Source organism: Natronoarchaeum rubrum (assembly GCF_024494695.1).
In genome coordinates, this window is record NZ_JANHDP010000007.1 from 231,814 (window position 1) to 256,461 (window position 24,648).

Below are 24,648 nucleotides of genomic sequence, written 5' to 3' on the forward strand. Positions count from 1 at the left end.
CGATTTGCATGACCCGGTGAAATAACTGGCTGCTATTACGCTTCCTATGATCAGGGTCTCTCTGGCGTATCTTGCCCAACTGGACCGGAAGAAACTCACCGGCGATGATCGGATTTCCAATCGGTCAGTACAGCTGACTAATCTATTACCAAGTGGTCAACAAGGAGGGCGATTATAGATGCACTCAATTAGGACAGTATCCATATGAAATGGAGACGGACAAGCAGAGTTAAAGACTATCCGATCATGTCAACTGATCTCTAATATAGTTTACCGCCGGCTCAATATCGAACGTATGATTCCTCATGCCAGATGTAATATATTTGGTCCCATCGATACTGGTGAACTGGAGACTAGGTGGAGGAGTCTCTGTTGAAGCAGTGACATCCGTGAGTTGGTTATATTCGATGATTCGTTTCTCATCGTGATCGTCAACACCCACAATATATAGAATCCTCCGATCAGTGATCAGAAGGAAACAAGAGCCGTCATGTAGTTCACCAGGGTTATGATAGGGCATCTCTTCCTGTCCTTCAGATGAGATGATTTTGAAGCCTCTTCTCGGTGGTGTAAATACGAATTCGAGATCCTCGTTCTCATCAATATACTCGATTAAGTCATTATCAAATAATCCGCTATTTCCGGTGAGAAGTCCTGCACTGAATGAACCAGCTGCATTCTCGGCGACTACCAAGTGTTCCTCAAACGAATCAAGTCTTGAGGAGATCTCAGATCTGAGTTCCGAAAAGGAAACGGCCTCGGAGAGTCCCTCGTGACACTCGATGACCGCGTCGTCGTAAGCCGAGACCAATCTCTGATAGATCTCTAGCGGCTCTCGTACTGTTTCAATCATCTCTCTTGCTACATTGTACTTCGACCGCGCCCTTTCGACTTTGCCGCTGTGAACCATTCGGTCACCCTCTTCGATATGATCTTCAATAGAATCTGATAGATTATTGACCTCAAGAGCTAGTAGATCTAGTCCTTTTACTCGTTCAGCGATCTTGAAGGCTTCTTGGGAGTGCTCGTTGACTCTCGCTACAATCTGTGATAATTCTGTAGTAAACGTCTCAGTAGAGGTGAGGTGAGCGACAGTGGAGTTGTCAATATGGGTAAGTCCAGCATCATATCGTGCGATTTCCTGTTCCAACTCTTCTCGTTGTCTGTTTACTTCCTCATACTTTTCCACTGCGTCGAAGTACCGTTCTTCGTGAAACGCTTCCTCAGCGCTATCGAGTTGGGACTGGAGTACTCGGAGATTGTTGGCAATATCTCCACGGAGTTTAATCAGGCCGGGAAGAAACTTCGGGACATCCATGGGCTCTGTGTCTCCGTCAAACTCCGTTATCGATCGTGAGCCCGCTACTGCATCCTCCTCTTGTAATGGGGTGTTAGTGGTCCCAGATTCAAATCCTGCCTGAGAAGTTTTGTTCTGATCAGCTTCTGGATCAATATATGATCGAACCAGCTGAAATGCCTCAAGTGCGTCAATAAGATTATAGAGTTGCGGGCCATCAATGAGCTTCACATTGAGTTTCTTCGCCACCGTCTCTGCACCATCAGTGAACTGGCCAGTAGTCAATACAACTACCATGTCTACGTCAGATTTTTCTTGTCGGATGCTTGCATACTGCTGTATCTCCGGTCTTCCGACCGAATTTGACGGCTCGTACCGCTTAACCTGAAGTACCTGTTTCCTCGAGAACGGTGTTGACTGTTCGGCAATAACGTCGATCCCGCCATCGTCCGCTCCTTTTGTTACATACGTATTCCAGCCCTGCAATTCCCAAAGTTGGCCGACAAACTGCTCGAACTCATAAGAATCAATTTCTTGGAGTCGATCAAGTAATTCATCCTGTGAAAACATCATGCTGCTCATATATACTTAGAAGTCATAATAAGCCATCGCTCTACATTTATGAATCTCCAAAGTTTTCCACCTGTATATCTGATAAATACTAATAGCATGTATAGCAGAGTATCCCAAACATCATCCAACCTGGATAGAGTAATCTGCAGTCACCAAATAGATTCACTAATCTACTAAATCGTACCTCCTCTCTATTGAAAGGCGTCTAAGGAGGTCTCACATGAGGACCGTCAGAATACCCGGACGTGACTGACTGAAAGCCCTCAGATCGCTCGACACCCGCGACTCGCTGTGCGCTTCGGCCACACCGCGGCCTGCAGTGCTTTCGTCGTCGGGGGTTGTCGAGCGATCCTCGCCCTTTCGATCCACCAGGAGCCGTATGTGGTGGTGGCTGCTACTGGAACGAGGTTCGGTGCGTAGCGAGCCCAGATTTTCTATCGCCTCGACGGGCAGAGGCGATAACCAGTGTCCAACGACAGCGATCACTCGACTGTATCGTCCGAACTGTCTCCGAAACAACGACTCGAACCACCGAACGTAGACCTCCTCAACGCCGGGATCATCACGATCTCTGACATCGAGACCCTACAGGCCTGTGTCGCGTACGAGAACACTCATCAACAACGCACTCCGGTGTTACGACAACTTGCTGTTCAGGCCGTACGGATTCGGTCAGAGAGGTTCTCGTGACGAAGACTCAAGATTGGACTCCTCGCCAGTCGACGTCCAGTTAGGCACGTACACGGTATGCCGATTCCAGAGGAGTTCTTGACGCGTTGGGAATTGGCTTGCCGGCGTGGATGAGGGAACAAGTTCGATCGTGCTTTTGATCGTTGTTCCCCACTCGATCGGTTCTCCATCCGTAGTCCAGAGGACAACAGGTTTCCCTTCGATTGTCGGGCACTCTCCTATACTCTCGAATGTGACCTCGATCGTCGCTGGGAGCTCAATAGGGTCACATGCAATCCACCACGCACACCCCCTGTACCCGTTTCGTCGGTATACTTCATCAAGAAGTGGTTTGTGATCGTCTGGGAATGTGATCTTCCACGAGATGAGGTCGACTAGTTCTCTTGCTACACAGAGCTGATTGTATCCCTGATCACTTTCTACGGGACTGAGCCGGTCAGCTGTGCCTGGCACAAGGGCATTCCAGAAGAACAGCGTGGTCTCCTGTGGGATTTCGATGCTGTGTGTTTTGCCGTCGAGCGGAAGGTTGAGTTCGACAGAGGGATGGTCCATAGTGGTCGTCAGTACCCGCCCTTTGAGTTCGCTAATGTGTGAAACTATTTATTAATCTACAGTCGGTTTTCTCGTTCGTGTTCCCAAAGTCCGGGTCAGGATCCATCCAGGTCGGGCCGACCTATCCCCAGCGGCACCGCAGTACCGCTTCATCTCTGCCCCTCTGACGAGGCAAATACCAAATATCTGCCTGCGAGTGCACTCGATTCGAGCGGTAAATGTTTCTGTGAAGTCTCGCTCGACGGGCGCGATCAGATCGATCTCGTTTGGGTAGGCACGAGCAGTGGTGACCAGCGGGTTGTCGGGATCGAAATCAAGACCGCATCCCAGTTCAAGCAGGCAACTCACACACTTGAGTCACAGATCGAGAGATATCGAAACAAGACCGTTCAGGATCTCACCAGCGCAACTGCCGTCATCGGTGATGCCATCACGCCTGCAGATGAGACGTTATGGTGAACGACTTCAAACTATCTGATCTTAGTACTCCTCCCATTTCCTAGTTGACGCTCGTGATTTCAGCACCTCTGCACTCCAGAGACTATCCATGATCTCTTTGTAAGATACATCTGCCATTGCTTTTCTAGATAATAGCTCCTGTGGATATTCGCTATAGAATTGCTCTATCCGCATATTAGAGGGAATACTTTTTTAGATCGAGTTCGGTCAGAGAGATGTGGCTGATTCAAATACACAGACCGACCATCGTACGCTTAGCAGGGCAGCGATCAAAGAACGGATGCTGCAAACTGAGAAAGGTGATGAAGTACTGTTTAACAGTAAAGAAAAACCACTGACCGTCGTCGAACCCGCGGAGGATGTCAAAGAGTGGGAGGTCTATTTTGAAGCTGATGACGAAAACGAAATAGTTGAATTATATACAGCACGAACAAGAGATGATCTTGTATTTGAGGTCGGCGATGAGATTGATGCATGGGAACCAACCTATAAAGTTGCTGAGATTGAGAAATTAACCTCATCAAGCGCTAAAGACCCCATCGACCATACGCTCTGTTTAAAAGGTCCCCAAGGCGGTGAGTATGTTCTCTGGCACTCAGATAGAGGAGTGTTGTTTCGCTGTACGTCTGCTGATAGACAACTTTGGAACGGCTTCAAAGTAGATTGGTTCAAAAATCTAACTCAAGAAGGCCAGTAACGTTTTGATGCCCTCCTATTGATCACAGAAGACCCGTCTCCATGGTGTTGACTAGGTGAATTCCCCCTCGATTACACTAACCATCAGGCAGTGATACCAAGTCTGCCCTCTGCGGCCAACTGGAACAGGCAATCTCCTGAATGTCGCTACTGAGACGAGTCTCCCTCAAACGAATCTCGTAACCACTCCACCGGATACACTGCCGTCAATCCGGGCGTATCGATGTTGAACTGCTGTGGCGGCGTCGTCTTCGCGTAGTTCTTCTCCACTAGCGGTTCGCCTTCGACGGGATTGTTCAACGCCGAGAGCACCTTGTGGCCATCGCGCTGTTTCATCACAACCCAGATCGCTTCCTCGACGCCACAGTCGGCGATCTTGTCGAAGTCGTCGGGGACTGCTCGATGAATGTCGTTGTTGATCCGCTCGACCTCGACGGCAACGACAACTGATCCGTCCTCGTCGAGCGCTGCAACGTCCAGACGGCGCTGATCGTAGGCATCGGTCGCCTCCTTGACGGCATCATCGTCACCACCCATGAACACCGACGCAGGCAACGTCACTTCGTCGAGATCGTAGTACGGCATCACCTCTACAACTGGGGAGTCGGGATCCTCGAGATACTCCTCACAGAGGTATTGCCGCGCAACCTCGACGGCGAGGACGTGCTGGCTCGTCTCCTCGAGATCGCCCTGTCCGTGGCCGTAGTCGACACCCAGACGGTAGCTCTCGCCCAGAACGTCTCGCCCCTCCGTCGTGACGGTGTACAGGCGATGGGGGTGGTCCGCATCGTGCGTGAGTAGTTCAGCATCAAGCAGCGGTTCGATATCCGCGGCGTCGATCTCGGTGTACTCCTGCAAGCGGATCATCGAATCGGTCGTCAGATCGTATTCGAGCGGCTTGTATCGGAGCTGCTGGGCGTTGTACACCGCCTGGAGAAACATGAGTTGTTGGTCCGTGTACGCCGTCGCCTGACGCTCGTCGGGCGTGAGCTTGAGATTCACCGAACAGATCGGTACGTCGTCCCGGTCGACGTCTTCAAGCGAGCTACAACACGAGATTGCGCGTTTCATCCCATCGACATCGGGGTTGTAGCGATTCTCGCACTCCGAACAGCACAGCGCGTGCGTACTCTCGTCGTACTCGACGGTCGGCGGCATCCGTTTGGTCGTCTGCAGCGGCGTCTCGATGGCGCTCGACAGCTCCATGTCGTCTGCGTTCGGGCTGTCCTCGTTGTCGCCGTTCTCAGTCGTATTCGGTGAGGCGAGCGCAAGCCCACTCGTCTCGCTCGTCCGCGTGCGGACATCCACAAGACGTGACTGGAAGGTCTCACGGTCCCACGCTGAGAGCGGTTGTGGTCCATCTGGATCACCCGGAGGCGGGGCAACCGACCCGACAAGAAACGGTCGTGGCTCGGGTTCGTCGAACGGCGCCGGAAGGCTGACCAGCCACTGCCCACGACGTAGTGCTCGGAGGCGGTTCCCCACCTCTCGGGCATCCATCTCCTCGGTCGCGAGGCGTTCTGCGAGTCTGCGATCCACAGGAACGTTGCCCGTGACGAACGTCGAGATATTGTTGAGGATCTCGTCGTAGACGTCCTCGTGTTCTTTGAGTTGGGCGGGGAACTGCATCGCGAGCGTTACCGAACAGCCGAAGCTGCGAGACTGTGCGAGCAACTCCTTGAGCAGGTTCGAGACGGCGACGCTTGCGGCCTCCTCGACGTAGAGATTCACCAGTGGCGCCCCAGCAGCGTTTTGCGGTTGCCCGGGGTCTGCTTCGTCTTCGATCGACGCCGTCCCTGACCGGCGCTTGCGCCGGCGCAGTGCCGTCCAGAGATTAGAAAGGATCACGAGCGAGAGCACGCGCTGGGCTTCAGAGCGAAGCCCACCCGTATCGAAGATGATCACGACGTCGTCGTCGAGATGCGAGGCGAGATCGAACTGCGGCCCATCCTCCGTGGCAACGTGATTGAAAATCCGCGCGAGGCGACGGTCGGCGGGGATCTTCTCGACACGGTTCGAGACGCCGCCCATCAGCTTATCGAACGTTCGCTTCCCGTTGTTGAGAATCCCCGAGAGCATCCGTTCGAGATCCGGTTCGGAGACGGGATGGACCGACTGACGGTCATGCATCGTCCGGATCTCGCCGTGGAACTCGCGATGCGAGAACGCGTCGTCGCCGTGAACGGGATCGAACATCGCTTTGAGGACGTACCGGATGATGTCGGGAGAGCGGACAGCCTGCTCGAAGCGATCACGACCCATGATCTGCATCAGGATCTCGATGTAGTGATCGACAGTATCCTCGACGGCGGTATCACGAGGGACGCCTGCGTCGAGCTCGTCGCGGATGTCGAAAAACGAGAACGCGGGGAGCACGTCCGCACAATCGAAGTACAGGACGTTCTCGACGTGGCCATATCGGGCGTAGTGCGCTCGAAGGTACTCGATCGCCATGCCGTCGCCCTTCGGGTCGATCAGAATGTCTGCGCCCTCGGTGGCGGCGTGATTATCGAGGATCGCATTGATGAGCGAGGTGGACTTTCCTGAACCTGTTTTCCCGAACCACCCGACATGCATCGGCTGCAGGGTTGGTGGGAGTTTCAGCACTTCGGGGTCAGACGAACCGTCCTGTGTAAGGGGGTGTCCGAGAACGAGACCCTCTCGTTGGTAGCGCGCGAGAATGTCGGCCGGTGGACGAGGAAGTGCCGTCCGCTCGCCTGGTGTCGTTGCGAATGCACGCGCTCCTGACGTAGGGAGGGCTGGCCCACCCACGAGACAGAAGCTCGGTGCTTCACTCGGATCCGCGACGATGCCCCGACTCGAGACACTCGTCCCAGGAATGCGTGAACGAAGGCCAGCATAGGCTGGTGGATGAACGGTTCTCGTGACAACGTCGTTCGCTACGCTTTGTGCGCCCTTGCCAGCGTGGACGCGACTGTCGATCTCGTAGGTGGTACGATCAAGCGGCGAGAACGCTGCTTCGAGTTCGCGGAACGTCGTGTTCGACTCAGGTTGATTCTCGGGCAGGACGCCGACAACGCGGGCATTGATGACGAACGAATGACGCGTGTCTTTCGCCCGGAGTTCCTCAAGACGCGTTTCGTCACTTGGCGAGAGCGGAACCGCTGCATCAGGATCGGGCGCTCCGAAAATCGTGTTCGTCAGCTGCGCTCCGATCCCATCGCTGTGGGTCTCGATATCGAGACATCGTTGTTCGGCCTGTGCGGTCCAGTCAGGTTTCGCCTGAAAGAGCGCCTGATAGATGATCGGTCCTGGATGTGCAGCCATCGTCTCGACGATTGCTGCGAGGGGCACGCGCTTTTCTTGTTCCTGGAAGCTCTCGAAGGACGTGAGGCTGGTCTGCCAGTCAGAACGGCGCGCTGGTTGCCCGGTAAATTCGATCGCACGCAGTGATTCCCGATCGGTGTCCTCGGTGTTCGGAGAGTGGGTGGAGAGGATCGCTTTGAGCTGACCCGGATTGACTGCGAGGTGTTCGAACTCGTAGCTATCAGGGAAGACGCCCCGAAGAATACGTTCGAGCGTCGACGTCGCATCTGGGTCGTCAACGCCGAACCAGTACGATATCGGGCCATTCTGCGAGCCATCCGAGTGGAGGAGGCACTCGATAGTCGGGACGCTCTGTTCTGTCGTGAGCCCTCTGAGTTTATCCAGGAAGCCTGATGGGCCGGTATTCGGATCGATACGATGGAGGCGCTTGAAAGACGACGCGGGAGATCCGTCGTGTAGTGGTGTCTCAGTTGGCGTGATCCGGATGTATTCGCGGACGTCGTCGACGGGGACTGGGAGTGTGTCGTCGACGGGGACTGGGAGTGTGTCGTCGTCGGGTTGTGAAGCGTCTGGTGCGGCTGGCGTCGGGTCAGTGGAGGTTGGTGGCATCTGAGCGTATTCTCGTGTATGCTGCCGGTGAATATTCAGGGGGCAGTGGCTTGCTGAGTGATACCCACTTCGTTGAATACGTAATAAATTGCGTTGGTTTGCATAGTGATTATATCAGTTTGCTGGGGGCTGTGGTGTCCAAGAGAACTCCTTGGAGGATGCGATCCTGCGAGACACTGGAATCGGGGGCAGCGCAATTGATACGATGTCTCTCGGGCGCCTGTAAGCACCGTGTCGCCATCGGCATTCTCTTGTCGTGGCCGAGCCACGCTGCTATGCAACACCACCGGACGATATTTCCAACTCGTTATTCTGTTGGTTGGTAACAGCTAACACTGTTGGCGTCGTAGAGGGGCACCAACGCTCTCTACGCAGTGATGCTGGAGAAGAGACCAGTTGCATAGAGTGGGCCGCTGGGAGGCACCGATGGCAATACTACAAACCAACACAGACGTTGTAGAACAGCCCCACGACGCCCTCAACGAGCGGGACCAAGAGGCGTCTCACTGCAACGTCGCTATCCAAAGGAGGGTATGGCATGCCGACCGATGAGTCGAAAACGGACACCGGCTACGAGACGGCATTGAACGAACACTACGGAGTGAGCGGCCTCGGCAACGAACTCCTCGACGCCCTCGAAGCTGCCGGGAAAGACGTTGATGCGCTTACTCGGGATGACATCGCATCAGTCGACGAGTTCCACATTCGCGGCCTTGAGGCTACCCGGGAGGTCGCAGACCTTGCGGAGGTCGAAGACCACTCTCGCGTCCTCGACGTCGGGTGCGGTATCGGCGGGCCCGCCCGCACCCTTGCGTCCGAGTTCGGTTGCGATGTCGTCGGACTCGATATCGTCGAGGAGTATTGCCGGGCAGCGACGCTCTTTACCGATCGAGTGGGGTTGACCGAGAAGGTCCGCTTCCAGCATGGTAACGCCCTTGATCTGCCGTTCGAGGACGAGGAATTTGACGTCGTTTGGTTCGAGCACGCGCTGCCGAACATCGAGGCCACGGAGGTAGCGATCGAGGAAGCGGGCCGCGTCCTTAGACCCGGAGGTACACTTGCACTGTACGAAATTTGTGCCGGACCTGGAGGCGAGCCAGTGTTTCCGGTCCCCTGGGCATCGGATGCATCGCTTAGCCACCTCGATCCTCCTGACCGACTCCGAGAGATCGTTCTGGATTGTGGCTGCGATGAGACCGTCTGGAAGGACGTCACAGGTCCGAGCCTCGAGTGGTTTGAGAACGTGGTGGAGTCGATGCAATCGCGGGCAGCGGACGCACCGCCGCCGCTCGGACTCAACCTTCTGATGGGAGCAGAGACGCCGAACAAAGCGGCGAACGTCGTTCAGAACCTCAAGGAAGAGCGGATCGCCGTCGTTCAGGGAGTGTACGAACGTGGAAGTTACCCGTTATGACGTCCATCTCAGGCGCCCACCAGAATACACTGGTAGCTTCGTATCGTTCGTCTGGGCATTCTACCGATCATCAGTACTAAAATACGAGTCTCTACTGAACGGCGATCTCGACAGGGCATGAATTGGACGAAAGAATCTCAACAGAGTCGACGAAGTTTATGCGGCACTATCCTCGTAGATTTCGACGCGACCAGTCTGCTCTTCGTTCTGTTGAATCCCCACACTCCACGTTCCCCCAGTCCCGGAGAGCGCCCCGACTGCTGGACCGACGTCGTAGGCGTTCTCCCAGATCACGCCGCTCTCTTCGACGACGTAGATCTCTCCCTCAGTACGTGCCGAGGCGAGAACACGGGTGCCATCCTCAGTGACGCTTATATCCTCACCAGCCACCGCTCCGATTTCGGTAGACCATAGTTCCTCGCCGGTCGTGCTATCGTACGCCTGGATGGCCACCTCAATAGTAGAGGTGATTACAGTACTTCCGTCTCTAGAGATGTACGGCCATCCCCCAGCCAGCGGGTCTTCCCAGCGTAGTTCTCCATCGAGATCAAGAGCGAAGATCTGCCCATCTTCTGTCCCGGCTACGACGCATTCGGATTCGGCGTTGATCTGGGTGGCGATCACGTCGAGCTCGGTTTCGTAGACCCACTGTTGTTCGCCCTCGCTATCGTAAAGCATTACACCGGGTGTTCCTTCCCGTTCGGTCGCTCCAACCCAGTAGTGCGTTCCACCGACGGCGATTGAGTCGCCGTCAGCGGTAATGTCGACGCTGTTCGCGGCTGCCTCGTCGAAATTGTCTCTCCACTGTTGACCGTCCTCTGTCGCAAGGATAACGCTTCCCTGACCGTCTATCGGAGACGATACAGATGCCATCGTAGCGTCCTCAGATGCCATTGCGATGTCCCATAGCCCCGGATGTTCGACGACTGGGCCATCCTGAGAGGTGAGATCGAGTGACCCGTATAGGTCTGCGTCCATCCACGCAAGCGCAGCCGTGTTCGTGGCTTCCTCGATTTGAATGTGGGAAATCCCCGAGTTCACCGAGAATGGGAAGATTTCTGATTGCCGGTTGGGGTCGTATATGACGAGATCGCCATTATCGAAGCCGAACAGTACGGTGTCGCCGGAGGCTGAAACGTCTGTGACGAGGCTGACCGCGGTGTATTGGTCCTGCACGACTTGCTCGATGCTAGTCGGTTGTTCTGTCGATGGGGAGGGATTTCTGTGCGTTTGTGCTGACGCCCCGGCCGTTCCTGCGAGTGTACTGCCCGCGATCAGGGAGAGGAATGCTCGTCGGGCGTGTTTGATATTCGTTACCATGACCACACTTCCCACGAGAGGCCTTGTAAGCGAGTGTTCGGCATCACTAGGAATACGTTTGCTATATCGGCGTTCGCCTACCGCGTCACTGCTGACGGGCAACGCTTGGAATCTCGGCACCTGTCTTTTTGCGGCTTCGGTATGCTGGTAGGTCGTGTACGATGACCGACGAAGAGACGACAGCTGAAATGGATCCGATCGAGCGTGTCTCCTCAATGCTTGCGTCGGTCATGGCAGACGACTCGTCGGATGCGGAGGTCAGGAGGGAGCAACTCGTTCGTGAGGCTCGCAACGAACTCTCTCGGTGGCTCGACGAGCGTCCACCGACAGACCATCTTGAACGGCTTCGGGATGCTGCTCGAGAGCGCTGGGACGACAAGTGGACGATCGACGCGCGGCATCACGCCGATGGAACGATCCATGCGCATGCGCATCATAGTCGACGGCGACTTGATGCTGACGAACACGACTTCGACGGGGATGCGGACGTCTTCGAACATGAGCATCTGTGGGTCGGCCCCGATGGGGAGCGTGTCGTTCAGCGAGAGCACGTTCGGGGCGAGGATCGGAAGACAATCGAGATTCTCGAAGATACGCACGGCTTGCTAAAGTCGCCGTACGAGTGGTTCACCAAGGAACCTAATGGGCGCTGGCACGCCGTGGTCGAGTTTCCTGGAACGGATGACTCCGATGTTTCCATGAGTAACTTCGATCATTGCGAGCGACTCGCGTGTGGGGAGGTACTGGAGCCTGCTGACCAACTCGAGAAGATCTCCGATGCTCCCACGGATATCGATGGGGCGGCTGTCTGTGATGCGTGTTTGGCGGCGCTTGATGGGCTGTATACGAAGTCGTGACTGGCAGTTCGGGGTAGCTATTCACTACGTATCGGTGTCTACGTCGCTACTACTGTTCTCTGGCTAGCGCCCAAACCTCAGGCAGGCTTGCAGGATATCTAACAGAGATGTAACATCGGGTTTAGGTGTCGCTGTCGGAGCTCTATTCATGAGTAGTGATACCAAACAGCGCACAGCTCGCGTTGCGGCGATCACCGTCGTGACGTTCGTAATCCTTGCGACAGTCGGTGCGGGTCTCTCGCCAGCAGTCCTGAATTCCGATTTGGATGCCGATCAGGGCGTCGAGAACACTGCCCAGGCCAACACCGTCCAGGACGAGGACGAAGAGTTCCCACCATCGACAGACGACGTTACCGAGCCTGTCGTCGATTACGACAAGATCGATCTCAACGTCACGCTCACGAACAACCGTAGCGACAACGAGTCGCTTGAGTATCGCATCGTCGTCCTCGGTGCGATCCAGTCTACGAACGACACTGCGTCGGAGACGGTTTCCTGTGAGGACCAGACGTGTGTCGTCAATGGAACCCTCGACGCGGATGACCGTGCGGCCTACCGACTCTCAGGTGCGATTGTCTCGGTGTCACCGGATGACGATCTCGTCGGGGAGTTCAACAATGGCTCGCTCGAAGGAAACGCATTAGAGGGCCTCGGCATCGGCGCTGTGTACTCTACTGGAGAGGACTCGGACGATGACGGTGATGGCGACACGAGCGTAACCGTGGACACCTCTGCGTCCGCAGCAGCGTCAGCAGTCGCAACCGCTACTGATGGTGATGGTGACGACGGGAACGGCGACAATGGGGGAGCTGGTGCGGAACCGAACGGAACGGATAACGAGAGTCCGACTGTCGATGGCATCACGTACGATGGTTGTTCGGCGGCCGAGATCGAGGGAGAGGGGGACGGCTTCAGCTACACTGCCACGACGGAGTACTATACTGATGAGGGACTCACCACGAATACCTGGAGTGAGGAGAACGCTACACTCCCACAATCAGTTGCAATCGCCGTTGCTGATACCGATACTGCAGTAACGAATGCCATCATCTCTGCGATCGAAGTCACCAATTCGAGTGGGATGACTGTCGCCGAGGCAGCGAATCCTGAGTACGATGCGTGCCGGGAGGAAATAGACGAGGAGTGGGATGAGTATCAGGATTCCTTGGACTATGACTGCGATGACTTCGAGACCTGGGAGGAGGCGAACGAAGTCTACGAAAACTCGTCAGGTGAACACGGTCTCGACGGAGACGGTGACGGGATTCCCTGTGAAGGGCTACCGGGGGCACCCGACAACGGAAATGGTGGTGAGGATGAGTACAACTGCGAGGATTTCGAGACTTGGGAGGAGGCGAACGAAGTCTATCAGGACTCTCCCGGAGAACACGGTCTCGACGGTGATGGGAATGGAGTCCCCTGTGAAGGCCTCCCCGGCGCGCCGGATGATGGTGAAGACGACACTACTGCAGAGTCCGATGATGAGGACAGCGAGGATGACTCTTCGTTGACGAATGGCGAAGAGGACGGTGAGAGTGCTGACGAGGACAGCGACGGTACCGATGATGACACTGGTGAGGGGGACGAAGATACGGAGACTGGAGACAGTACCGACGAAGGTGAGGGAGATGAGGAGAATGGGGACAGCACCGACGAGAGCGATGCAAACGGCACTGACGAGGATGACGAAGAGAGCTCCGAGGAGGACGATGAGGCGTCAGAGGACGATGAGGACAACGGAGAGAGCAACACCGACGACGAATCATCTGAGGAAAACGGAGGTAGCGAGGAAGGGAATGGAGCGGAGACAGATGGAGAGATGACCGACGACAGCCAGAGCGTGCTCGTATCTGTTGGTGGTTCTTGAGACTGCTGCCAGTCCAAAAGCCCCTGGCGCGATCGACCGCTCCGGGGCTCGCTGTCTCCGAAAATCGTAGATTTTCGGGATGACGAAAGAGCGCCTTGCGCTCTTTCGAACCACGCTCCTCACGGGGCTGCGGTGCTTCCGTCGCCCAGGAAGGATCGATCGCGCCAGCCCCTTTTAATCCCTCCCGCGGCGGTTGTAGTAGATGCATTAGAATGGCGTGTTCGTCTTTTTAGCTCTCTGTGTCAAACTCACCGGTCCCTACTGCCCGCGGAACCTTCGGAACGGCCAAGACCTCACTTGATACACTCCTCAATATCGGACCGGATCGTGTCTGGGAGTTTGGTGGGTGAGTCCTTGATCTTTGAGATGCTAAGATCTCCATCGAACGCCTTCTTTGCACGCTTCACCGCATCTGATGGGTTCTTCACAGCATCTTTCGCTTTGCCAAGGAGCCCATTATCAGAACTCGAGTCAAACTTCATGCCGGCTTCTTCAGCACACTGCTTAACTGCGCGGTCGCTTGCATTCTTGATTTTTTGAGCATTGGTCGAGAGTCCATCGTAGCGTTCCCCGAGCTGCTGTCTGAGATCATTCTCGGTAGAGGAGTTGATCTCGACAGTGACGTTCATCTGGTTGCTCTTTCGGAGAACATACTGACTTGTGTCTGTCAATCCTTGTCGGACAAACCAGTGTACTTCGCTGAGTACGAGGGCAGCGGCCTCATCTCCGCCTATCTTCTGAATCGTCTGGAAACTCTTGGTATGCGCGACCTTTTGTCCAACCTTGAACGAGGCTTTATAGTACATCTGGTGCTGGATCAAAAGCACCTCGACACCAAAGGCGGCCGATGCAATGTAGAACTCCTCGACGGTGTCTGGTTCCTCTTGATCGTACGCACACGCTGCTGTATGGAGATGATTGTACGAGCCCAGAATCGTAGTGTACTTTGCTACCTCGCCTGCGGTTCCAGCTGCGCTCTTGAACCTCTGTGGGTTAATATCGCTATTGAATTCCTCGTTCATGAGCGCGACTGCGTGGGTGGTCTTCATCAATTCCGCCTGTAATTCCCCCGCAGAGGCATTCGTCGAGAGGTTCGTTGTTGGGGCGGCACAGATCTCGTTTGCAACTTGCTTCGTGATCTGGCTTCTCCGCGAATCGTTCTTTGGCAAGCGATCGAACGAAGACTGGATTGCAGACTCGAGTTTATTCACCTTCTCAGAAGAGCAGTTGCTGTATCCCTCACAGATAGCCGGTAGAGAGGTTTTTGACTCCGTTTCGTGATCAGTGAGTGTTGATGTCTTTGGATCTTCTTGTACTGGATCATGCCCGTCTGGTGGTGGAGCAGTTGTACATCCGCTAAGAATGACCAAGAGAGCGAGAGCAAGTCGGGAGTATCTCCGCTTTGCCATCGATAACAAAGTGATACGTGAATAACAATAAAAATTGTCTCTATATCGATGTTTCATCACAAATTGAATGCCACGATGATTCACTAGCCACCCATATTGAAGTTTGCTGATACAAATCGTACTGTCCATACAATGGGCGACGATCGTCGGATGACGACCGATCGGTTCTTTGGAGGCGTCGACAACCGCCTCGAAAATCTGCAAGCAACCTTTGGATACATTGCCAAGGCGAATCCAACGCAGTCCGACCTCTGGGCGTGGCTCAAATCGAATACGGGTGCAGAGAGCGATTCGACGATTCAGGCGTACGTGGGCTTTCTTCGCTCGATCGGTCTACTAGAACGGGATGAGGGGCAGTTCTCGCTGACGTCTCGAGGGCAAGACTACAGAACTACGAGTGATAGAGAACTACTGTTCGAGACGCTTGTCGAGCACGTCAAAGGCTTCGAGACGATTCTACAATCGGTCTCTCTTGGCCACCGCACTGACGATGCAATCCAGACACAATTACAGGAACACTATCCCGATTACCAGCTACCTGTCGGTGTCATCGTCCGGCATCTCGAATGGCTAGAGGTAGTCGGTGCCATAGAGCAACACGGTGACCACCACGTATTGACCGCATTTGGGCAGGACGTCGTTGATGAATACAAGGAAGGAGAATGGGTCAGCGACACGGCTACGCAGACGATCGAACGTTCAGCTGAGAGTGAGCAGGATGGAGCGGACCTTTCTTCGCTCCGTGAGCGAGCCGAGCGATCTGCGAGCACCTCCGTCTCGACGTCGGTCAATGTGCGGGAAGTAACCGAGTACGACCGATCCGACGACGTTCGTGCGTACGTGCTGGAGCGTGCTGATGGCGAGTGTGAAGGCTGTGGGGAGCCAGCGCCATTCGTGAATCGTGACGGCGATCCGTATCTCCATGCTCATCACGTCCTCGAGCTTTCTGCGGGAGGGCCTGATTCACCGGAGACAGTAATTGCGTTGTGTCCTAACTGCCACTACCGGGTTCACCACGGGCGGGATGGTGAGGCGTACAATCGGGAGTTAGTGTACAGGCTCTCGTCGATCGAGGATGTTCCGGGGGACGAGATCGTGTCTGTGGAGTAGTTGGTAGTCGTGGCTACTTCTGACAGCTCAAAAGCCCCTGGCGCGATCGACCGCTCCGGGGCTCGCTGTGCGCCTCGCTTCGCTTCGGTGCTTACGTCGCCCAGGAAGGATCGATCGCGCCAGCCCCTTTTAGTCCCACCCCGCTGGTTGTGGCGACTGGTATAGCACGCCCCGCCCCGCTCGCCGCGGTCGCCCGACGCAACGCTCGCGACCGACCATTCCGGGTGCGCCGAGCACGCTCGTCGTACCGGGCGTATGGCTTCGACGCCAGCATTAAGCGCGCTTTCGGTCCTCGCACGCTCGGACCGGAAACCGGCTTAAAGCTGGACGCTCGCGTCGGGCGCCGCTGGCGCGCGGTTCTGGGTGGGTAGGTCTCGATAGCGCGCGCTGCTCGCGCCCAAGGGCGCTCGCGAAGGCGCGAGCAGCGCGCGCGGATGTGTCGTCGACGATGAGAGCCACGGCTGGAGAGTTGTGGTCGTTGGAAGAAGACGCTGAGTGGGCGCCTTCGGTGCTAGAACACCAATGAGTACTAACTACAGTACGGTAGATGAAGCTTCGGTTGACGAACAGACGGACGAGTACCAGACGACGGTGGACGAGTGGGCGAGTGAGGCGGCGGCCAAGTGGGTGGTCGAAGAAGAGGTGGAGCTACGAGCAAGCGTCGAGCAGAACATTCAAGGAAAAGTTGATTACGCGGATGATCTGGAAATCGAAGGGCGGCTGTTCGGGCAGACGCTGGCAGCCCAGGAGCGACTGGAAGCGAGAGAGTGGGAGATCGAGCAGACGCACGAACGGTGGGATCGAGGGCAGCGTTCGAGGCGGGAAGAGCAGGCGCGCATTGTAGTGAGTGAAGGAAGCGAGCGACGACGTCGGGAGTTCGAGCGGCGTGCGGCGAGCGTAGATCCCCGGTGTGATCCGGATGTCCCTGATCCCAGAGCGCGACTGAGCACGGAGGAGTTAGCGATGGTGAACAAGCAGGCGGGACGATTGGAGGCGAAGCTGGATGGATGGTCGAGAGCGGCGATCAGTCGGCGGCTGGCCGAGCGCGTCGTCGATGGCTGTGGCGTTCTGGGCGCGGTCGTGGGCGTGTTCGAGGAGTTAGAGCAGGCGGCCGGGACGGTGATTCCGATTGCAGCGGTGGAGGAGGTCAATCGAAAGGAAGTGAGTATTGAAGGACGTGTGAAGGTCCTCTGGGAGCCGTCTCATTCTGCCATTGCGCAAGTTGGGTTACTTGAGGATGATTCGGGTGTCTGTAAATTCACGGTGTGGAAGGCTAGCGAACAGACATGGATGTCTGAAGGAGCGCGCGTCCGAATTCGCGATGCAGCCAAGAGTTGGTACGAAGGACGTGTCTCGTTAGCGCTGACTCGACAAAGTGAGGTCTACTTCCCAGATCGGCAGTAGCGAGGGTCAGTTCCTCTATTTTTGGAAGCATCCAGTAGAATAGGGTAAGACGGTTACAGCCTCCAACACGAAGGTAGCTGACAAACTTGACGACTACTTTGAGTGCCGATTGGCAGTGTTCCGGAGACACTCTCAACTCCGAACGAGACTCTCACTGTAATCGATCAGCTAGTTGATCGAGAATCGTCCACAGAAGCCGAGAGGGCGTCTCTACTGAGAAAGAAACTGACTCGTAGTCGTCGCCAGGGCCACTCCGCTCTTGGAAGTGAGCTTTTCCGTCGACGTGAGGATTTGGCTCGCGATGGAATCCACAGTCGTATCCGGTGCTCTCGCTGTAGTGAACGGCGAACTCTGAATCCTCCGGAGCTGGCCACCAAGCAACCCTGAGCGTTGCACGCTCAGCGTCGCGTCCGAACGCCGATGGATTGATATCCGCACGAAGTTCCCGGAACTTCCTATCAGGGATGCCCTGTACGTCTTCGATCGCAGGATGTCGCATTAACTGCTGTCGTAACTCCCGGAGGATTCGGTGGCGTTCTTGACCGAGATACCGAGACGAATCGCGGCCACCGTCCGTGATGGATGGCGGTTGCAGTTCGTTCGCTCGAGTTCTCATGCTGGTGCAGGGTGATTCGTAAACTCGCCATACCGTTCTAACGCGTCTTCGATGAGCGACAAGCGGTAGCGAGTGTGCTCCCAATCACTTGCAACGTGTCGTCGCTCTCGGGAGTCTTCGGCTGAGAATGAGTCTTTAGCCGTCTGTTTCCGGACCTGCTCGGGGCTACTGGCATCGAATTCAGCCTGCCAATTCTCGATGTCCGATTTCAGTTCCGTGGCGAGTGCTGCGAGGCTATCCTGATCGTGTTCCTCGAGGAGTGCTCGAACCTCTCGAGTACGGACGTATACTGGGTCTGGGAAGTACGTCGTTGCTCCCCCTTCGGCGTCTGCTGTCAACACGTTCAATTCTACGAGCCGCTGGAGGTGACGCCGTGCGGTGTTCTCCGCGACGAGCGCCTCATCGGCGATCCACGATGCAGGACGGGGCTCAGCTACTGTGAGTGCAACACTCTGGACTCTGTCGAAGCTGCTGGTGTGTTCTTTCCAGGCCTCATCTCCAGGTGTTTCTGTTGTTTCGTCGTCCGTTTCCATACCCATCCTACTTGATTGAGACGTATAATTGTATCTCTGACTCTAATTATTGACTCACTCAGAGTAGATAGGGCCATAACCGTCGGCAGTCCGTGATCGACCCGCCGATTAGTGATATAGTGGAAACCTTTCTATTCCCGGCTGCACCAGTCATCATTGTGAATTGATGATGGGATCAAATTCTGTTATGAGCTATTCTCTAAGCGCTCGAATCAACTTTCACCAGAACCACAGCCCTCGACCACACGTCACGAGCGACGCTCGTAGCATTCCGGTAATTTTGTCCCAGTTAGAAGTCTTGTTTCGTGATCTCTAAGCGATGCTCGTCGATAATTTCCAACAGGCAACGAGCGATCCCGAACGAGAATATCACCTTGCGTCTCGACTAGACCGAACTATTTCTCTCATCCGCGATGACCCAGAGGAGGCCATCGACGAGATCGCTGACGAGGTTGACGAGGCGAACACGGCGGGTATTGACCATCCGATATTCACTGCAATTGAATGTTTGGAAGAATGGTACCTGCAAACTTCCATCATACAGAACAGCTCAGAACGCGATTTCAACCTACTCGCTACTGCACTCTCGAAGCTCGAAGAGGTATTCGAGGATGCAAGAAGACGAAGGTGGGACGATGTTTCGATCGTGGCAGTAAAACATCGTCTTCAGGAGATGCTAGAACTCGGTGGCTGGGACTCCGAATTAGAGCAAGAAATCCAACGAGGGGTCGAACTACTTGTCGATGAGGGGCTTCTAACTACTGCGACCCGGAGTCTTGTATTCGACCTCCTCGACGAAATTCAGAATGTAAGCGGCCCGTCTGAGCGAGACGTTGTCATCGATCTTTACACGGAGTGCGTAGACTGGGCGGAATCGTTCCAGAAATCTGGCGACTTACAGGCGGAGCGGGACGTATTGAGGCGGGCAATCAACCTTCGAGAACGCATCGGCGGTGATCCTCACTCTGAGGAGCAACGACTCATCGAATCCTACGAGGAGGACGTTGAGCGTTCAGACGCTCACTCCCGTAATGCGGCAATCCTCCAGAGCGGATTTCGAGAATGCCGTGAGTTTCTCTCTAAGGAACAGCGAGACGAGTGGTTACGACAGCTTCGAGTAGAGAATAGAAAGGGCCGAGAGAATATGGGGCCTGTCCCAACAGGAGCAACTCCTCAAGATATTCAGCTGGACGCAGATCGTCTTGTTCTTCTCTACCGGAGTCTCCACATGACTCCTTCGAGAGAGAAGACTTTCGAGCTGTTCCTCCAATTCGACGAGTTGTTGACCGACTACAAAGAGGCCGTTGAGGACGAAGTCCAGCAACTAAATACGAATCCTCTTCCAGTATTGCTCTCTCAGAGCTTCGAGAACTCCAAGGGTGATATTGTCCACCACAATCCTGGGCTGTTCGATGTCATGGAGGTGTTTGGTGAAGGAAATCACGCGTCTCCATCCAGTCCATTGACTCCGAGGATTGGACACCAAAACCTTCCAGCGAAGAACGAAGAAAATGAATGCGGTCGTAGGGCGAGTCCTCCGCCGGCTAATCGAACGAGGAGATATTCGAGAGTCTGATTTCTACCGAGTGTTAGATCGGATTGAGTACCTCGATCTCCATCGAGAGGCGTTCTTGACTGACGCCATCATCTCCTTCTTCGAAGAGGATTATACGAAGGCACTACACGTGGGTATGCCTCAATTTGAGGCTGTCCTCGAAGACTTACTGGAAATCAAGGGAGAGCGCGTGAACAAAAGCAAGAACGACGGAACTGTAGAACCAGCGACGCTCGGTGGCCTCTTCGGAATTATTCGGGAAGAGGTCAACGATGACCTCGGAGCATATCTTGAGTACCAGTACACCGACTCAGGGGGTCTGAACCTCCGAAACCTACTCGCTCATGGCCAATACCCCTACGGAGCGACCTCATTCGAGTATTCTGCAGTTCTACTCTTCGACATCCTTCGCACTCTTCTCCGCATCGAGAACCATTACCCGTAGACAGTGGACTCGGCCTCGATTGACCTCTCAGCCAGGTCGAAATGAGTAGGATTAACGACATATGTGTGTCATATGCTGGTGCTGGTGTTTAACAGGGTTGGTACTAAAACGAGTGTCAAATGAGTGCCGGCAACGACCAGCTTCGAAATGAGTTGGAGCGAAAATTCGAACCGCCTATCGACGTGTTACTAGATCCGTCGCTTCTCGTCGCCAGTCGGTCTCTCGACAGATTGACTGACTCTAACGTCTTCTCTTTGCAGACTCAGGCCACACTGGGGGGCACGCCGACTCAACCTCGGCTTGGCGAACTCTACGTGCCTGCAGCGTTCTACAGATTGCTCACGGACGAAACGGAGCCGACTGTCCAGAAGTCGAACTTGTGGGACTTCTACCGTGGACAGGCTGAACCAGCTTTTCCTGAGGATGTCGGCGAACTACTTGATCAGAACGGCGTGGAGGGCTTCTCTGGTAAAGTACATGCCGACTTGCAGTGGGGGAACGCGATCAACGACCCTGACCGGCGTGAGAGATTGTTGATGACCCTCCAAGAGGAGCTCTCGTTTCTCACGAATGGTGGCGTTCTTCTTTCGAGGTCGCCGGCGGCTCTCACCGCTCTACGGGATGCTGGTCTACCAACCGTCGATGTCGGTAAGGCAGAATTGGCCCCCGAACTGCGAGAGACGTTGACTGGTATTGGCTACAGAACCCCGGCTGACGTCTGTTCGTTCGCTGTTTCCTCAGCTCAATCGACGGTCGACGCGCTCACGGAGAACATACTCAGAACCACTCCAGATACCATTCTGTACCAGATGGGCGACTGACGTCCTCAGTTCCCACAACAGGTGTCACCGATAACGCGATTCCTCTCAAGAGCAAGCGGGTTCTCCCCCGTCAGTTGCCGCCCACAGCGATCACAACTCGGCTCTTCCATCACGCCCGCTCCAATGGCGTACGAGTACGATTTCTCGACAGTCGCATCACCCGCGCTGAGTTCGAGGACGAGATCGCCTCGCTCGTACGAAACCGACGTTGCTGTTACCGGCCGCATTCGGACGGTCAGGTCATGTCGTTCTCGAACTTCTCTCCGTTTCTCTGGGAAGTTCCTCTCTATCTGTTCCGTGAGATCATCGAGTTCGGCTCGTCGGTCATCGAGTTCCGACTGGAGTTCCTTTCGCTTCCGGAGTGCTTCGACACGCTCTGCTTGTTCCGTGGCGGCGTCGATTGCTTCGGTCTCGTCTTCGATTCGGTCGTTTAGGCGACTGATCTCTTCGTCTATCTCCTCCCGTCGCTGTTGTACGAACTGCCGATACTCGTCTAGCTCCACCTCTGCAGCACGCGTCGCACGTTCCCGTGTGTCTCGAACCATCGGGGAAATCTCTCGTTCCAGAACTTCGTTGGCAGTCTCGATTGCGTCACCCAACGTCTGCTCATCGAATTGCCTCCCCTCAGAGGGGTTTCGCTGGCCGTCTTCAGCCAAATCCAAGTACGTCTCCGCGAGTCGAGGCCGTTCCTCGTGATCGTTGAGGTCGACCGCTACTGCGTGCAGTTCCTCTGTCTGGTACTCGCTGACGGTTTCGATGCCGACGTGAAAGAGCGCACAGAGCGCCCGCCTATCATAGTACGGAGTGAATGATCGATCCACGACTTCGACTGTTCCGCCAGTGATCCACGGGGGCAGTTGCAACTCGAACTGGTCTTGTGTCAGTGAGAGCGACCCGAGGGGTGTTCTGTCAGCCGATTCGTCGAGCATTCGCTCTACGAATGGCGCTTCCGGTGAAATGGCGATAGCTCCCTCGTTGACCTCGTCCGGATCGCTTACGATCTCCAGTACGTCGCCATCCAATTCCAGAGCGGTGTCAGCGTCGGCGGGAAGCGTGACTGTCCACCGACGTCCTTGCTTTTCGATTTCGGCCCCCAGCGACCGCAAGTACGCCTCAGTAAAACGCTCGACTACCCGCTCGGTGACTGGGAGGGCTGCGTCAGTCATCAGTATCCCCCAAGTCAAATCCCTCGAAGACGCCCTTGTTGAAGTCCTCGAGTTTGTCAGCGAGGTCGCGCTGTTCCTGCAGATCGATCGCCATCGCGTCGAAGTCGTTCTCCAGTTCGACCTCCGAATCTGCCGAGACCAGCCGTTCGAACACTTCGTCCTCGAAGTTGCGCCCCGTCTCTTCCAGTCGAGTCAGAATCTCGCTCAGCTCGCCGACCGACTGTTGAAACAGGTCGATCTTGTGGTAGAGCCGCTCCAGTACGTACTCCTCGATGGTGTCCTCCAGCGCGATATTGAACACGTAGACCTCGCGTTCCTGCCCAATGCGATGGATACGACCGATGCGTTGCTCAACCTTCATCGGATTCCAGGGCAGATCGTAGTTGACCATCACGTTGCAGAACTGGAGATTCCGGCCCTCGTTCATGGCGTCTGTCGAGACGAGAACCCCGCCCTCCTCCTCGAACCGTTCGACGATTTCCTCCTTCTCGTCGCTGCTGTGCCCGCCGTGGAAGGGATGAGTTGTGTAGCCCTGGTCAGCGAATGTCTCAATCAGTTTCTGTTGGGTCGCCCGGAACTGGGTGAACACGATTACTCGACCCTTGTCCACGCGTTCCCGTGCCTCACTGGTAATACGCTGGACGCTCTCCAACTTCGTCGGCGTCTCCACCGCGTCGACGCAGTCGAGAATTCGATTGAGCTGGTCGGCATGAGGGACGACCTGACCGTCTTCGACATCGAGCTGTCGCTCCACAGTCTGCTTAAGTGCTTCAGGACTGCTGACGACCTCCTTCTGAAGGGTCATCAGGACGAGCTTCTGACCTTGATCCTCGCCATAGGCCATACGAACGTAGTCAGTCACGGCTTGGTAGAGGTCTTGCTCTGCCGGCGAGGGGTCGAAGGTACGCGTCGTGACGTTACGTGGCGTGAAGTCGATGTCCGTCTCATCGCGACGATTGCGGATCATCACCTTCCGGAGACGGTTCTGGAGTTCGTTTCGGTTGACCAGCGTCTCCTGGGACTTGTTGACGAAGTAGTTGTGGAACGCCTCACGCGTCCCGAACAGTCCCGGTCGAAGCAAAGAGATGATATTGTAGAGGTCGGTGACATCGTTCTGGATGGGTGTTGCGGTGAGGAAGAACGCGTAGTCGTACGAGAGCTTCTCTAAGAGCTCATAGCGGTCGGTGTCTTCGTTCTTCACATAATGAGCCTCGTCCAGCACGAGGACGTCCCAGTCGCGGGCGAGGACGGTCGAGCGGTGGCGGTCGCTCTTGGCGGTGTCGATGCTGGCGATGACGTGGTCGTGGGCGTCGAAGCCAGCGAAGTCGTCGTCGTAGTTGCAGGTGAAGTCGAGGCCGAACTTCTCCAGCATCTCGCCCTGCCACTGCTGGGCGAGTTGTGCCGGCGTGAGAATCAGCACCGCGTCGTCAGTGCCGCGATAGTGCATTTCCTTGAGAATCATCCCGACTTCGATGGTCTTCCCGAGTCCGACCTCGTCGGCCAGGAGTGCCTTGCCATCCATCTCGAAGAGGGCGCGGTGGGCGGCGTCAACCTGGTGTTCGAGGAGTTTGACGTTCTCCTCGTCGAGGTGCGAGAGCGAACGGAGTTCGGAATCTGGCTGGCCAGCTTGGAGTCGGTTCGCCTGAACGGAAAGGAGATGTTCAACAAGGGAAGAGGACTCTCCAGCGTCAGATAGTAACGTATCCTCGTGGCGGAACTCGACCTCCACGAGATTCTCTCTCGACATCTGCTTCCATCATTCCATCGGAGGTGTTTCTATGTTTCCCCTGGCTGAAGTTCGTCCATTGCGGCGGGTTGAACAACTGGAGATGTTCGCGTTGGTCGTGTTCAGATAAGCTGATTCCATGCAAATGCGAACGATCTGAGCCACTGATCAGCAGTTTCTGCTTTGGCGTGGCTAAAGCTATTACTAAACGAAGAGGTTCGTCGTTTTAGTTCTCGAAAGG

19 protein-coding genes and 1 pseudogene are annotated in these 24,648 nt (G+C 55.4%); 11 read left to right on the plus strand and 9 right to left on the minus strand.

Features of this window, described 5'->3' with window-relative positions; all coding sequences use genetic code 11:
- Positions 1–244: 244 nt before the first annotated feature.
- Positions 245–1,879, minus strand: coding sequence for a restriction endonuclease (locus NO931_RS17970; protein WP_256393740.1), 1,635 nt, complete (start codon positions 1,877–1,879; stop codon positions 245–247).
- Between the two features lie 456 nt (positions 1,880–2,335).
- Here NO931_RS17970 and NO931_RS21000 point away from each other — a divergent pair, with 456 nt between their 5' ends.
- A complete protein-coding gene (locus NO931_RS21000; protein ID WP_256393741.1) occupies positions 2,336–2,560 on the plus strand; it encodes a DUF8129 domain-containing protein in 225 nt (74 codons plus the stop codon).
- Here the strand turns inward: NO931_RS21000 and NO931_RS17980 are convergent.
- Positions 2,543–3,112, minus strand: a complete 570-nt coding sequence (locus tag NO931_RS17980) for a hypothetical protein (protein ID WP_256393742.1) — start codon at positions 3,110–3,112, stop codon at positions 2,543–2,545. The genes NO931_RS21000 and NO931_RS17980 overlap by 18 nt on opposite strands.
- Positions 3,113–3,788: 676 nt before the next feature.
- Here NO931_RS17980 and NO931_RS17985 point away from each other — a divergent pair.
- Positions 3,789–4,268, plus strand: a complete 480-nt coding sequence (locus NO931_RS17985) for a hypothetical protein (RefSeq protein WP_256393743.1) — start codon at positions 3,789–3,791, stop codon at positions 4,266–4,268.
- 146 nt (positions 4,269–4,414) lie between these two features.
- Here NO931_RS17985 and NO931_RS17990 read toward each other — a convergent pair whose 3' ends face one another.
- Entirely contained in the window at positions 4,415–6,844 is a 2,430-nt protein-coding gene (locus NO931_RS17990; RefSeq protein ID WP_256393744.1) for an ATP-binding protein, read from the minus strand.
- Positions 6,845–7,192: 348 nt separating this feature from the next.
- Here NO931_RS17990 and NO931_RS17995 point away from each other — a divergent pair, with 348 nt between their 5' ends.
- Positions 7,193–7,681 (plus strand): hypothetical protein, encoded by a 489-nt coding sequence (locus tag NO931_RS17995; protein ID WP_256393745.1) that lies wholly within the window; start codon positions 7,193–7,195, stop codon positions 7,679–7,681.
- Between the two features lie 1,021 nt (positions 7,682–8,702).
- Entirely contained in the window at positions 8,703–9,578 is an 876-nt protein-coding gene (locus tag NO931_RS18000; protein ID WP_256393746.1) for a class I SAM-dependent methyltransferase, read from the plus strand.
- Between the two features lie 156 nt (positions 9,579–9,734).
- On the opposite strand, the gene NO931_RS18005 is transcribed toward NO931_RS18000, so the two are convergent.
- Complete coding sequence (locus NO931_RS18005) at positions 9,735–10,898, minus strand: outer membrane protein assembly factor BamB family protein (RefSeq protein WP_256393747.1); 1,164 nt, start codon at positions 10,896–10,898, stop codon at positions 9,735–9,737.
- A gap of 161 nt (positions 10,899–11,059) precedes the next feature.
- Between NO931_RS18005 and NO931_RS18010 the strand changes: the two genes are divergently transcribed.
- Together NO931_RS18010 and NO931_RS18015 are read left to right on the plus strand one after the other, a co-directional pair.
- On the plus strand, positions 11,060–11,755 hold the full coding sequence (locus NO931_RS18010) for a hypothetical protein (protein ID WP_256393748.1): 696 nt from the start codon (positions 11,060–11,062) through the stop codon (positions 11,753–11,755).
- A gap of 148 nt (positions 11,756–11,903) precedes the next feature.
- Entirely contained in the window at positions 11,904–13,622 is a 1,719-nt protein-coding gene (locus NO931_RS18015) for an excalibur calcium-binding domain-containing protein (protein ID WP_256393749.1), read from the plus strand.
- Positions 13,623–13,915: 293 nt separating this feature from the next.
- Here the strand turns inward: NO931_RS18015 and NO931_RS18020 are convergent, their stop codons facing one another.
- Complete coding sequence (locus NO931_RS18020) at positions 13,916–15,031, minus strand: hypothetical protein (protein ID WP_256393750.1); 1,116 nt, start codon at positions 15,029–15,031, stop codon at positions 13,916–13,918.
- Between the two features lie 150 nt (positions 15,032–15,181).
- Here NO931_RS18020 and NO931_RS18025 point away from each other — a divergent pair, with 150 nt between their 5' ends.
- A complete protein-coding gene (locus tag NO931_RS18025; protein WP_256393751.1) occupies positions 15,182–16,141 on the plus strand; it encodes an HNH endonuclease in 960 nt (319 codons plus the stop codon).
- Between the two features lie 522 nt (positions 16,142–16,663).
- Entirely contained in the window at positions 16,664–17,545 is an 882-nt protein-coding gene (locus NO931_RS18030) for a DNA-binding protein (protein ID WP_256393752.1), read from the plus strand.
- 612 nt (positions 17,546–18,157) lie between these two features.
- Here NO931_RS18030 and NO931_RS18035 read toward each other — a convergent pair.
- Positions 18,158–18,694, minus strand: coding sequence for a DUF7342 family protein (locus NO931_RS18035; RefSeq protein ID WP_256393753.1), 537 nt, complete (start codon positions 18,692–18,694; stop codon positions 18,158–18,160).
- 319 nt (positions 18,695–19,013) lie between these two features.
- Between NO931_RS18035 and NO931_RS18040 the strand changes: the two genes are divergently transcribed.
- From NO931_RS18040 to NO931_RS18050, 3 genes are all read left to right on the plus strand, one after another.
- The gene (locus NO931_RS18040) at positions 19,014–20,270 is read left to right on the plus strand and encodes a hypothetical protein (protein WP_256393754.1); all 1,257 of its coding nucleotides are present in this window, start codon (positions 19,014–19,016) and stop codon (positions 20,268–20,270) included.
- A 55-nt stretch (positions 20,271–20,325) separates the two neighbouring features.
- On the plus strand, positions 20,326–20,694 hold the full coding sequence (locus NO931_RS18045) for a DUF4209 domain-containing protein (protein ID WP_256393755.1): 369 nt from the start codon (positions 20,326–20,328) through the stop codon (positions 20,692–20,694).
- Between the two features lie 119 nt (positions 20,695–20,813).
- Positions 20,814–21,515: a hypothetical protein gene (locus tag NO931_RS18050; RefSeq protein ID WP_256393756.1), complete on the plus strand. Its 702-nt coding sequence runs from the start codon at positions 20,814–20,816 to the stop codon at positions 21,513–21,515.
- A 5-nt stretch (positions 21,516–21,520) separates the two neighbouring features.
- Here the strand turns inward: NO931_RS18050 and NO931_RS18055 are convergent, their stop codons facing one another.
- The 3 genes and pseudogenes from NO931_RS18055 to NO931_RS18065 form a co-directional block, all read right to left on the minus strand.
- Positions 21,521–22,681, minus strand: coding sequence for a hypothetical protein (locus NO931_RS18055; protein WP_256393757.1), 1,161 nt, complete (start codon positions 22,679–22,681; stop codon positions 21,521–21,523).
- The gene (locus NO931_RS18060; RefSeq protein WP_256393758.1) at positions 22,674–24,428 is read right to left on the minus strand and encodes a DEAD/DEAH box helicase; all 1,755 of its coding nucleotides are present in this window, start codon (positions 24,426–24,428) and stop codon (positions 22,674–22,676) included. The genes NO931_RS18055 and NO931_RS18060 overlap by 8 nt, the downstream gene beginning before the upstream one ends.
- Positions 24,429–24,529: 101 nt before the next feature.
- Positions 24,530–24,648 (minus strand): annotated as a pseudogene (locus NO931_RS18065) (IS6 family transposase); the annotation flags it as partial.

What these genes read in the sequence shown, in the direction of transcription:
- NO931_RS17970 (WP_256393740.1), bottom strand. Translation starts at nt 1,879, where the DNA reads ATGAGCAGCATGATGTTTTCACAGGATGAATTACTTGATCGACTCCAA.
- NO931_RS17980 (WP_256393742.1), bottom strand. Translation starts at nt 3,112, where the DNA reads ATGGACCATCCCTCTGTCGAACTCAACCTTCCGCTCGACGGCAAAACA.
- NO931_RS17990 (WP_256393744.1), bottom strand. Translation starts at nt 6,844, where the DNA reads ATGCATGTCGGGTGGTTCGGGAAAACAGGTTCAGGAAAGTCCACCTCG.
- NO931_RS18000 (WP_256393746.1), top strand. Translation starts at nt 8,703, where the DNA reads ATGCCGACCGATGAGTCGAAAACGGACACCGGCTACGAGACGGCATTG.
- NO931_RS18005 (WP_256393747.1), bottom strand. Translation starts at nt 10,898, where the DNA reads ATGGTAACGAATATCAAACACGCCCGACGAGCATTCCTCTCCCTGATC.
- NO931_RS18010 (WP_256393748.1), top strand. Translation starts at nt 11,060, where the DNA reads ATGACCGACGAAGAGACGACAGCTGAAATGGATCCGATCGAGCGTGTC.
- NO931_RS18015 (WP_256393749.1), top strand. Translation starts at nt 11,904, where the DNA reads ATGAGTAGTGATACCAAACAGCGCACAGCTCGCGTTGCGGCGATCACC.
- NO931_RS18020 (WP_256393750.1), bottom strand. Translation starts at nt 15,031, where the DNA reads ATGGCAAAGCGGAGATACTCCCGACTTGCTCTCGCTCTCTTGGTCATT.
- NO931_RS18025 (WP_256393751.1), top strand. Translation starts at nt 15,182, where the DNA reads ATGACGACCGATCGGTTCTTTGGAGGCGTCGACAACCGCCTCGAAAAT.
- NO931_RS18030 (WP_256393752.1), top strand. Translation starts at nt 16,664, where the DNA reads ATGAGTACTAACTACAGTACGGTAGATGAAGCTTCGGTTGACGAACAG.
- NO931_RS18035 (WP_256393753.1), bottom strand. Translation starts at nt 18,694, where the DNA reads ATGGAAACGGACGACGAAACAACAGAAACACCTGGAGATGAGGCCTGG.
- NO931_RS18040 (WP_256393754.1), top strand. Translation starts at nt 19,014, where the DNA reads ATGCTCGTCGATAATTTCCAACAGGCAACGAGCGATCCCGAACGAGAA.
- NO931_RS18050 (WP_256393756.1), top strand. Translation starts at nt 20,814, where the DNA reads ATGAGTGCCGGCAACGACCAGCTTCGAAATGAGTTGGAGCGAAAATTC.
- NO931_RS18055 (WP_256393757.1), bottom strand. Translation starts at nt 22,681, where the DNA reads ATGACTGACGCAGCCCTCCCAGTCACCGAGCGGGTAGTCGAGCGTTTT.
- NO931_RS18060 (WP_256393758.1), bottom strand. Translation starts at nt 24,428, where the DNA reads ATGTCGAGAGAGAATCTCGTGGAGGTCGAGTTCCGCCACGAGGATACG.